The organism is Bradyrhizobium sp. MOS003 (assembly GCF_003020125.1).
In the GTDB taxonomy this organism is placed as follows: Bacteria; Pseudomonadota; Alphaproteobacteria; order Rhizobiales; family Xanthobacteraceae; genus Bradyrhizobium.
Genome location: NZ_PYFW01000014.1, coordinates 78,319 through 88,229, shown reverse-complemented (window position 1 = coordinate 88,229; position 9,911 = coordinate 78,319). Strand labels below are relative to the sequence as shown.

Annotated in this window: 8 protein-coding genes; 1 reads left to right on the top strand and 7 read right to left on the bottom strand. The window is 64.8% G+C overall.

What is annotated here, in order from left to right; all coding sequences use genetic code 11:
* Window positions 1-736: 736 nt before the first annotated feature.
* Window positions 737-1,105, bottom strand: coding sequence for a hypothetical protein (locus C7G42_RS33070; RefSeq protein ID WP_245428106.1), 369 nt, complete (start codon window positions 1,103-1,105; stop codon window positions 737-739).
* A gap of 345 nt (window positions 1,106-1,450) precedes the next feature.
* Here C7G42_RS33070 and bamA point away from each other — a divergent pair, with 345 nt between their 5' ends.
* On the top strand, window positions 1,451-3,928 hold the full coding sequence (gene bamA, locus C7G42_RS33065) for an outer membrane protein assembly factor BamA (protein WP_245428108.1): 2,478 nt from the start codon (window positions 1,451-1,453) through the stop codon (window positions 3,926-3,928).
* Here the strand turns inward: bamA and C7G42_RS33060 are convergent.
* The 6 genes from C7G42_RS33060 to C7G42_RS33035 form a co-directional block, all read right to left on the bottom strand.
* Entirely contained in the window at window positions 3,925-5,157 is a 1,233-nt protein-coding gene (locus C7G42_RS33060; protein WP_106953018.1) for a Zn-dependent hydrolase, read from the bottom strand. The two genes, bamA and C7G42_RS33060, sit on opposite strands and share 4 nt — an antisense overlap.
* Window positions 5,150-5,935: an ABC transporter ATP-binding protein gene (locus C7G42_RS33055; RefSeq protein WP_199581266.1), complete on the bottom strand. Its 786-nt coding sequence runs from the start codon at window positions 5,933-5,935 to the stop codon at window positions 5,150-5,152. Before C7G42_RS33055 ends, C7G42_RS33060 begins: the two co-directional genes overlap by 8 nt.
* On the bottom strand, window positions 5,932-6,705 hold the full coding sequence (locus C7G42_RS33050) for an ABC transporter permease (RefSeq protein WP_106953016.1): 774 nt from the start codon (window positions 6,703-6,705) through the stop codon (window positions 5,932-5,934). The genes C7G42_RS33055 and C7G42_RS33050 overlap by 4 nt, the downstream gene beginning before the upstream one ends.
* Window positions 6,706-6,776: 71 nt before the next feature.
* A complete protein-coding gene (locus tag C7G42_RS33045; RefSeq protein ID WP_106953015.1) occupies window positions 6,777-7,721 on the bottom strand; it encodes an ABC transporter substrate-binding protein in 945 nt (314 codons plus the stop codon).
* Between the two features lie 103 nt (window positions 7,722-7,824).
* Window positions 7,825-8,553 (bottom strand): histidine utilization transcriptional repressor HutC, encoded by a 729-nt coding sequence (hutC, locus tag C7G42_RS33040; RefSeq protein WP_106953014.1) that lies wholly within the window; start codon window positions 8,551-8,553, stop codon window positions 7,825-7,827.
* Window positions 8,550-9,908: a formimidoylglutamate deiminase gene (locus C7G42_RS33035; RefSeq protein ID WP_106953013.1), complete on the bottom strand. Its 1,359-nt coding sequence runs from the start codon at window positions 9,906-9,908 to the stop codon at window positions 8,550-8,552. Before C7G42_RS33035 ends, hutC begins: the two co-directional genes overlap by 4 nt.
* Between the last annotated feature and the right edge of the window lie 3 nt (window positions 9,909-9,911).

The window sequence follows — 9,911 nt, the reverse complement described above, 5'->3', positions numbered from 1 at the left end:
GAGAGGTGCGGGCAGGGCGGGTAGTCCCTGTGAGCCCGAGGCTTCGTGCGGACGACGGCGCTGTCAGGCTTCGTCTCGCTCGTAAGTTTCCGGCTCCGTCGACAGGGCTGGAAAAACTGCGGCGACATGGCGGGCCGTGCGTACGGCAAAACCGTGTGGTCCTGACCGTCGTTGCCACGGTCAAGCCGTTCTAAGATGTGCGCGAGCCCAACCGGGCAGACGGCATCTCAATTCGAACGGTGAGGGAGGCCAGAAGGAATGGTCGGCTCCCGGGAGATCACGGCATAAGCCGTCCAGCCATCGCGCAGGGAAGGCCGAGTGATCGGCGACACCTGTATGCTGTTGTGCGGTTCTTTCTGCGTGTGCATTTCGCGCAGCGGACCGCGGGTGCCAGCCGGCACCCGGCCTTCCCTGCGCCCTCTTGGATCAGAGGGTGGCGAGACCAGGCAAAGCTCGGGCGAAACGCGCCGCGGGAACGAGAAGGCGTGTCTGCAACTGAGCCGGGTACACAGACTCGATCCCGTAGGGTCGGCAAAGCGCAGCGTGCCCACGCCTTTGTTGCTTATGGATGGAGATCGTGGGCACGGCGCTATGCGCCTTTGCCCACCCTACCGCACGGCCGCCGGAATATGCAGTGGAGCATCGCAACGATGCCTTTGAACGAGCGCGCTACACTCCGCTCTCGTGCCCCGGACGCAGCGCAGCGCTCTTGCGGTGCGTCCGGGACACGATCCGCTCACCACGAAATCGGTATCCTCTGCGCGAATCCGCCGAGGTCCGAATCCGGGCTCAGTGGCTGCCGGTCGAGCGGCCGGTTGTTGTTGCTGCGTGCGAACGAAGAGCCGGGCGGGAAGGCATAGTCGGTGAACTTGCGCTCGCCCGGAAGGACCTCGGTGCCGCCGTCCAGCCACGACCGCTTGCTGACATAGATGCGCGTATGCGGACCGGACCGATAAGACCGGTTGGGGCCGCGCGGGCCGTATTCATAGACGGCGCTTTGTATCGCTGGCTGTCGGTCGCGCTTGCCGGTGGTCGCGGCATGCGCGGTCAGAGTCGAGAGAAGGAGGGCGGCCAGCGCCGCTCTGGTCATGACGCGCGCGCTCATCGGCAAATATCCCATGCGAGTTCCTGATGGCGCCGCCTCTCGCACCGGTCCCGGACCTTGTAAAGGATTCACGCGTTACGGAATGTTGTCGAACATCCGCGCAGGCGCGCCATGGCGCGAAGGCTGCAAAGTCGATCACTCGCCGCCGCGCAGGGCCCGGAGACCGCCGCTGCCCGTGCGCATATGCGGCGCGCGCGATCGACCGACCGCACGAAATTCAACGCGCAGAAACATGCGGCAATCCCAAAGCCACACCGCGGCCACAGCGTTCCCGTCTTCAGAGCATGCGAAGTGCTGTTGAGGTGTGGAATGTCGTTTTTGCGGGCCTGGCTGATCGTCGTGGCGATGAGTGCTGTATCGATTGCATGTTCGCTTCCGTTTGCTCTGTTGCCGCAACCGGCGGCCGCGCAAGTCGCGGAGACGATCGTGGTCGAAGGCAATCGCCGGGTGGAGGCCGAGACGGTCCGCTCCTATTTCAGGCCAGGTTCGGGCGGACGCTTCGATCAATCCACCGTGGATGACGCGCTCAAGGCGCTGATCGCGACCGGCTTGTTTCAGGACGTGAAGATCAATCAGTCCGGCGGCCGCATCGTGGTGTCGGTGGTGGAAAATGCCGTGATCGGCCGCATCGCCTTCGAGGGTAACAAGAAGATCAAGGACGAGCAGCTTTCGGCGGAAATCCAGTCCAAGCCACGCGGGACCTTCTCGCGCGCGCTGGTGCAATCCGACACGCTGCGCATCGCCGAGATCTACCGGCGCTCCGGCCGCTACGACGTGCGGGTCACCCCTGAAATCATCGAGCAGCCAAATAACCGTGTCGATCTCGTCTTCACGGTCGATGAGGGCGCCAAGACCGCGGTGAAGTCGGTCGAGTTCATCGGCAACAGCGCCTTCTCGGCCGCACGCCTGCGCGACGTCATCAAGACGCACGAGAGCAATCTGCTCAGCTTCCTCGGCAGCAACGACATCTACGATCCTGATCGCGTCGAGGCCGACCGAGACCTGATCCGCCGCTTCTATCTCAAGAACGGCTTCGCCGACGTCCAGGTCGTGGCTGCGCTCACCGAGTACGATCCGGAGAAGAAGGGCTTCCTCGTCACCTTCAAGATCGAGGAAGGCGCGCAATATCGCATCGGCTCCGTCGACTTCCGCTCCAACATTGCCAATTTCGACACGGGCACGCTCCGCGCCTATTCGCGCGTCAGTGCCGGCTCGCTCTACAACGTCGAATTGGTCGAGAAGTCGGTCGAGGAGATGCAGATCGAGGCCTCGCGCCGCGGCTATGCCTTTGCCGCGGTCCGGCCCGGCGGCGACCGGAATTTCGAGGCGCACACCGTCTCAGTGGTGTTCAGCATCGACGACGGTCCGCGCACCTATATCGAGCGGATCAATTTGCGCGGCAACACCCGGACGCGCGACTACGTGATCCGGCGCGAATTCGACCTCTCGGAAGGCGATGCCTACAACCGCGCGCTGGTCGACCGTGCCGAGCGTCGGCTGAAGAACCTCGACTACTTCAAGAGTGTCAAGATCGTCACCGAGCCGGGCTCCTCCAGCGATCGCGTGGTCCTGATCGTCGAGATGGAAGAGAAATCGACCGGCGACTTCTCGATCTCCGGCGGCTATTCCACCAGCGACGGTGCACTGGCCGAAGTCTCGGTCTCCGAGCGCAACCTGCTCGGCAAGGGGCTCTATGCCAAGGCGTCCGTCAGCTACGGCCAGTATTCACGGGGAATATCGCTGTCGTTCGTCGAGCCCTATCTGCTCGACTACCGGATGGCGCTCGGGTTCGACACCTATTGGAAGCAACAGAAATCGAACAGCTATACGAGCTACGGCGTGACCACGCTCGGCTTCTCTCCGCGTATTGGCCTTGCATTGCGCGAGGACCTCTCGCTTCAGCTCCGCTATTCGCTCTATCAGCAGAGCATCACGCTCGCCAGCGCCTACAACAATTGCAACAACAACGCGTCCAACAGCTCGCTGGCCTTCAACCCGACACCGTCCTACATCCAGAACGTCCTGGGTGGCGTCGACCCGACCAATTCCACGAGCTCGGGAGTCTATGGCTATGGCTGCTACGGCGACGGCGAATCGAGCCTGCCGGTCCGCAAGGAGCTGGCGAACGGCGCGACCTGGACCTCGGCCCTCGGCTATACCTTGAGCTACAACACGCTCGACAACACCAAGAACCCGACGGGCGGATTGCTGGTCGACTTCCGGCAGGACTTCGCAGGGGTCGGCGGCGACGTCTCCTATCTGAAGACCGCGCTGGACACCAAATACTACACGCCGCTCGTCTCCGACATCGTCAGCGTGATCCATCTCCAGGGCGGCCTCCTCAGCAAGCTCGGCAACCAGGATTTGCGCATGCTGGATCACTTCCAGATGGGTCCGAGCCTGGTGCGCGGCTTCGCCTCCAACGGCATCGGTCCGCGCGACATCACCTACTGGAGCCTTGGCGCCAGCGGCGATGCGCTCGGTGGCACGAAATATTGGGGCGCGTCAGCAGAGTTGCAGATGCCGTTCTGGTTCCTGCCGAAGGAAGTTGGCCTGAAGGGCGCAGTCTACGCCGATGCCGGCTCGCTGTGGGGCTATCAGGGACCGACCTCCTGGTCGGCCACGGGTGAGGTCAACACCAAGGCGTGCCCGACCTGCGGACTGCAATATGACGACGGCAACACGGTGCGATCGTCGTTCGGCGTCGGCCTGATCTGGGCCTCGCCGTTCGGGCCGCTGCGCTTCGATTACGCCGTGCCGATCACGAAGGGCAAATACGACGTCGTGCAGGAGTTCAGATTCGGAGGAGGGACGTCGTTTTAACCCGCGAGAATGCGGCGGCAGGCCTCGACATACACCTCCGCGCCGGTGACGATATCGGCGTCGGCGGTGTTCTCGGTCCAGTGATGGCTGATGCCGCCGATCGACGGCACGAACAGCATGGCGGCGGGCATGACGGTCGCCAGCATCTGCGCGTCGTGGCCGGCGCCGCTGGGCATGCGGATGGAGCGTCCGCCGGCCAGCGCCTTGCTCGCGGCTTCGATCGCATCCTGAAAGCCCGGGTTCATCATGGCGGGTGCGCCGGTGCGCAGCTTCTCGACGGTGACGGTGCACGGACCGTTCGCACTGACCTCGTCCGCCATCGTGCGCAGCAATTGCTCCAGTCGCGCGATGACGGCCGGATCGTCGTCGCGGATCTGGAACAGCATTTCGGCACCGCCCGGAATGATGCTCGGCGCGCCCGGATCGAGCGTGATGCGGCCGGTGGTCCAGACCGTGCGTGGGCCGCAGGCGGCCGGAAAACGCTCGTCGATCGCGACGCAGAATTTGGCCAGCGCCAGCCCAGCATCCCTGCGCACGGCCATGCGCGTGGTGCCGGCGTGGTTCTGCTCGCCGGCAAAGCTGATCTGGTATTGCCAGATACCGACGATGGACGTCACGACGCCGATCGCGAGCTTGCCGCTTTCGAGCGTGTCGCCCTGTTCGATATGCGCCTCCAGGTATCCGACGTGGCGGCCCGGCTCGACGCCGACGCGTGGACGGCCCGCGAGCCCCATGTCGGCGAGCGCATCGCGCATGGTGCGCCCGCTGGTGCGGTCGCGCGCGGCGTCGATCTCGGCTTCGGTCACCTGGCCGACATAGGAACGCGAGCCCAGGAAGCTGCCGAAATGGCCTTCCTCATCGCACCAGACGGCGACTTCGACGGCGCCCTTCACGGAGGGATCGGCATTGAGCACGCGCGCAGCTTCGAGTGCATAAATGACGCCAAGCGGGCCATCGAGCCAGCCTGCATAATTCTGGCTCTCCAGATGCGAGCCGGCAAGAAGCTTCGGCCCGGACTTCGCGCTGGTGCCGAAGACGTTGCCGATGCCGTCGATTGCGGCGAAGAGACCGGCTGCGGGCAGCTTCCGTGCCAGCCAGTCCAGCGATTGCTTGTGCGGCTCGGAGAAGGTCGGCTTGTGCACGCCGGTCTTGTAGGCGCCGATGGCGCGGAGCGCATTGAGGTCGGCGAGAACGCGCGCGCCGTCGGCGGAGGGACGATTGTCAGGCATGCTCGGTAACCTTCAAGGCCTCAGTACGGATTTCCTCGACCAGCCGCTCCTTGAGCTGGACGAATTCCGGCGTGGTCTTGATCTTGTAGGAGCGCGGATGCGGCAGGTCCACCGTGATCTCGGCCTTGATGCGGCCGGGCCGCGCGCTCATCACGATGACGCGGCTGCCGAGGAAGATCGCTTCCTCGATGTCGTGGGTCACGAACAGCACGGTCTTCTGGTCGCGCTCCCAGATCCCGAGCAGCATCTCCTGCATCAAGGCGCGGGTCTGGTTGTCGAGCGCACCGAAGGGCTCGTCGAGCAGCAGGATCTTGGGGTCGTTGGCGAGCGCGCGCGCGATCGCGGTGCGCTGCTGCATGCCGCCGGAGAGCTGCTTGGGCCAATGGTTCTCGAAGCCGGACAATCCGACCTGACGGATGAAGGCGTCGGCGATCTTGTGGCGCTCCGCCTCGGAGACGCCGCGCTCGCGCAGGCCGAACGCGATGTTCTCGCGCACGGTGAGCCAGGGAAACAGCGTGTAGGACTGGAACACCATACCGCGATCGGCGCCCGGACCCGTCACCTCGCGGCCGTCGAGCGTGACGCGTCCGCCGGTCGGGCGGTCGAGGCCGGCAACGATGCGCAGCAGCGTGGACTTTCCGCAGCCGGAGGGTCCGAGAATGGTAACGAAATCGTTGTTGCCAATGACGAGATCGGTCGGCTCCAGCGCCTTGGTCGGTGCGTTGCCATGGCGCGCGGGGAAGGTGCGCGAGACCTGCTCGATCTTGAGGATCGTCATGCGAGCCTCCACGGAAACAGCCAGGCGTTGAACGCCTTGAACATGAAGTCCGAGAGCAGGCCGATCAGCCCGATCACGATGATGCCGAAAATAATCTGCCCGGTGTTGAGCAGCGCCTGGCTGTCGGTGATCATGTGACCGATGCCCGAGGACGAGCCGATCAGCTCGGCGACGATGACGTAGGTCCAGGCCCAGCCCAGCACCAGCCGCAGGATCTCCGCGATCTCGGGCGCGGAGGAGGGCAGCAGCACACGCCGGATGATGCCGCGATCGCTGGCGCCGAGCGTATAGGCCGCCTCGACCAGATCGCGCCGCGTGGTGCCGACCGTCACCGCGACCATCAAAATGACCTGGAACACCGAGCCGATGAAGATGACGAGCAGCTTCTGCAGTTCGCCGATCCCGGCCCACAGGATCAGCAGCGGGATGAAAGCGGAGGCGGGCAGATAGCGCGCGAAGGAGACGAACGGTTCAAGGAAGGCTTCGACGGGCTTGTAGGCGCCCATCAGCACGCCGATCGGCACTGCGATGATGGCGGCGAGCGCAAAGCCGCCGACGACGCGCCAGATGGTCATGCCGATGTCGTACAGGAAACCCTGCCTGGCGATCAGATCGACGCCCTCCTGCACCATGGTCAGCGGATTGGCCAGGAACACTTTCGACACGTGGCCGCCGAAGGTCGCCCATGACCAGAGGGCAACGAACACCACGAAGAACGCAAAGCCATAGGCCACACGTTGCTTCGATGTCACGGGATCCAGAGGGCGCATCAACGATCTATCCGGGAGATGAACGGGATCGCCGGCCCCGCAGCGAAGCGGAGCCGGCGGCTATCGAGGCGTTACTTGATGAAGCTGGCGTCGAAGAGGTCCTCGACCTTCGGAGCAGCCTTGATGATGCCGATCTCGAGCAGGAGCTCGGCGGCCTCCTTGTTGAAGGTCAGGAAGTCGCCCGCGAAGAATTTCTGGTTGGCGGCCTTGTCCTGCCAGCGCAGATACTTTGCCGAGCTGCCGAACTGCTCGCCGCTCTGCTTCACGTCCGCGCCCATGATCTCATAGGCCTTGGCCTGGTCCTTGGCGATCATGTCGAGCGCCTCGAAATAGCTGTCGGCAAGCGCCTTGGCGGCCTTGGGATTCTCGGTCAGGAATTTCGGCGTGCAGCCGAAGGTGTCCATGACCATCGGATAGTCCAGCGTGGTCGCGATGATCTTGCCCTTGTCGGGCGCGGCGCGCACCGTCGACAGATAAGGCTCATAGGTCATCGCGGCGTCGTTCTGGCCGGAGACGAAGGCTTGCGCGGCAGCTGCAGGCTCGAGGTTGACGACGGTGACGTCCTTCACCGTGAGGCCGTTCTTCTTGAGCATCCAGGCCAGCGCGAAATACGGCGAGGTACCGGGCGCGGAGGCGGCGACAGTCTTGCCCTTGAGGTCCTTGATCGCGGCGACGTCGTTGCGCACGGCCATGCCGTCGGCGCCATAGCTCTTGTCGAGCTGGAAGATCTGCTTGGTCGCAACGCCGTTGGCGTTCCAGGAGATCCAGGTCTCGACCGTGGTCGCCGCGCACTGGATGTCGCCGGACGCGATCGCGAGATGGCGGTCCTTCTGCGGAATCTTCTTGATGGTGACGTCGAGGCCGTTCTTCTTGAAGATGCCCGCTTCCTTCGCCAGCGTCAGCGGCGCGAAGCCGGTCCATCCGGAGATACCGACGCCGACCTTGACGTCGTCGGCGAGCACGGGAGTGGCGGCCGCGAAAGCAATGATTGTCGCAAATATCGTCGAACTACGCATGATTGTCGTCCTCTTGCCCAGATGGTTTGACGTCCTGTTGATCTCTGTCGGCCCATGTGGACCGTTGCCCGAAGCGTTGCACGATTTGTGCCGACATATTCTCTCAACCTCCCTTGAATCGCGCGACAAGGCGGTGAGAGTCACCGGGATAGAGCAGGCGCACGGCGGTGATGGTGCGCGCGCTGCGCCAGGTATAGCGGTCGATCACGAGGCAGGGCGCGCCGACGGCGATTGCGAGTGCGCCCGCCGTGCGCTCGTCAGCAACTATGGCGCTGATCGTGTGCTCGGCTTCTGTCCATGGGACATGATGAAGCAGCCAGGAGCCAGGCGGTTCGCGCGAGAAATCCGCGGTGGCGGCGTTGGGCACGGACGACAAATCGATCAGCCTGTCCTCGATGGCGAACGGCACCTTGTCGGCGCTGTGCCGGCAGGTGATCGCGACCACCTTACCGGCCTTCCGCACGCCGAGACGGTCACGGTCGGCCGCGGTCGCGGCGCGCAGCTTGCGATGGATCAGCTCATAGCCGTAAGCGCGGCCGAGCGCGGTGATCTCGGCGCGGATGTCGGCGATCTTGAGCACCGCAGACTGATGCTGCGGCCGGCGCACGAACGAGCCGGCACGCCGCCGCCGTTCGATCAAATCGGCCTGCGCCAGCTCCGACAGCGCCTTGTTCACGGTCATGCGCGAACAGCCGTAGCGCGCGACCAACTCGTGCTCGAAGGGAATGCGATGACCCGGCGGCCATTCGCCGGTCAGGATGCGCGTCTCGATGTCGGCGCGAATGCGCTTGTAGAGCGTCGGCTGGTCGGCCGCGTCGGTGGCGAGGCTCATGAGACGAGCTTCCGCACCGCCGCGTTGAATCGCTCGCGCGCGGCCTGGCGCAATCTGTGGCGTCCGCCTTCGACGACCTTGCGGCCGCCGGCCCAGACGCAATCGATCGCGCAACTGTTCGCGGCGAAGATCCAGCCGTCAATGGCTGCGTCGCCGACGCGCCCGGATAGCGAAGGATGCGCCATGTCGAGCGTGACGATGTCGGCGCGCGCGCCGGGGACGAGGCCGGCCGTCGGCTGGGCCAGCGCCTGCGCGCCGCCCGCAAGAGCATGGTCGAATAATGTGCGACCGGTGGAGCGGCCCGCGCCGCTGGAGAGTACGTTGCGCTCGCGATGCTTCAGCCGCTGGCCATATTCGAGCTGGCGCAATTCGTCGGCAACGCTGACCAGCACGTTGGAATCGGTCCCGAAGCCGAACGTACCGTCCGCGCCGAGAAATTCGCGCGCAGGGAAGATGCCGTCGCCGAGGCTCGCTTCCGTGATGGGGCAGAGACCCGCTACCGCGCCGGACTTTGCGAGCGCGACGACTTCCTCACCCGTCATGTGTGTCGCATGAATGATGCACCAGCGCCGATCGACGGGAGTGTGCTCCAGCAGCCATTGCACCGGTCGTCGTCCCGACCAGGCGAGGCAGTCCTCGACTTCCTTCACCTGCTCGGCGGCATGGATATGCACCGGGCCGCCCTCGGCGAGGGGAATGATCGCTGCGAGCTCGTCCGGCGTCACCGCGCGCAGGCTGTGCGGCGCGATGCCGATATTGGCGCCGGGCAAGCCCGCGATCGCCTTGCGGGAGGCGATCATGAGCTCAGCGAACCGATCGACTGAGCAGATGAAGCGGCGCTGCCCGTCATGCGGCGCGGCCCCTCCAAAGGAGCCATGCGCGTAAAAACTCGGCAGCAATGTCAGGGCAATGCCGGAGGCCTCGGCAGCCTGCGCGATCCGCGCGGCCATCTCGGCGGGATCGGCATAGGGTAGGCCGTCGCGATCATGGTGCAGGTAATGGAATTCGCCGACGCGGGTAAAGCCCTGCTCCAGCATCTCGACATAGAGAAACGTCGCAACGGCGGCGACGTCATCCGGCGTCATTGCGAGGGCGAAGCGATACATCGTCTCGCGCCAGGTCCAGAACGTGTCGGTGCTGTCGCCGCGCAGTTCGGCAAGGCCGGCCATGCCGCGCTGGAAGGCGTGGCTGTGCAGGCTCGCCAATCCCGGCAGCGCGATGGCGTGGCGCTCGTCGCCGGAGGCTGGCGCAACGCCCGCCGTCACCGCCGCGATCGCGCCGGCGGTAATCACCACCTGCACGTCATTGGCCCAACCCGAAGGCAGGAGCGCGGAGGCGAAATGCAGTCGGGACATGAT

Coding starts and splice junctions, on each gene's coding strand:
- C7G42_RS33060 (WP_106953018.1), bottom strand. CDS start 5,157: ATGCCTGACAATCGTCCCTCCGCCGACGGCGCGCGCGTTCTCGCCGAC.
- C7G42_RS33070 (WP_245428106.1), bottom strand. CDS start 1,105: ATGAGCGCGCGCGTCATGACCAGAGCGGCGCTGGCCGCCCTCCTTCTC.
- C7G42_RS33045 (WP_106953015.1), bottom strand. CDS start 7,721: ATGCGTAGTTCGACGATATTTGCGACAATCATTGCTTTCGCGGCCGCC.
- bamA (WP_245428108.1), top strand. CDS start 1,451: ATGAGTGCTGTATCGATTGCATGTTCGCTTCCGTTTGCTCTGTTGCCG.
- hutC (WP_106953014.1), bottom strand. CDS start 8,553: ATGAGCCTCGCCACCGACGCGGCCGACCAGCCGACGCTCTACAAGCGC.
- C7G42_RS33050 (WP_106953016.1), bottom strand. CDS start 6,705: ATGCGCCCTCTGGATCCCGTGACATCGAAGCAACGTGTGGCCTATGGC.
- C7G42_RS33035 (WP_106953013.1), bottom strand. CDS start 9,908: ATGTCCCGACTGCATTTCGCCTCCGCGCTCCTGCCTTCGGGTTGGGCC.
- C7G42_RS33055 (WP_199581266.1), bottom strand. CDS start 5,935: ATGACGATCCTCAAGATCGAGCAGGTCTCGCGCACCTTCCCCGCGCGC.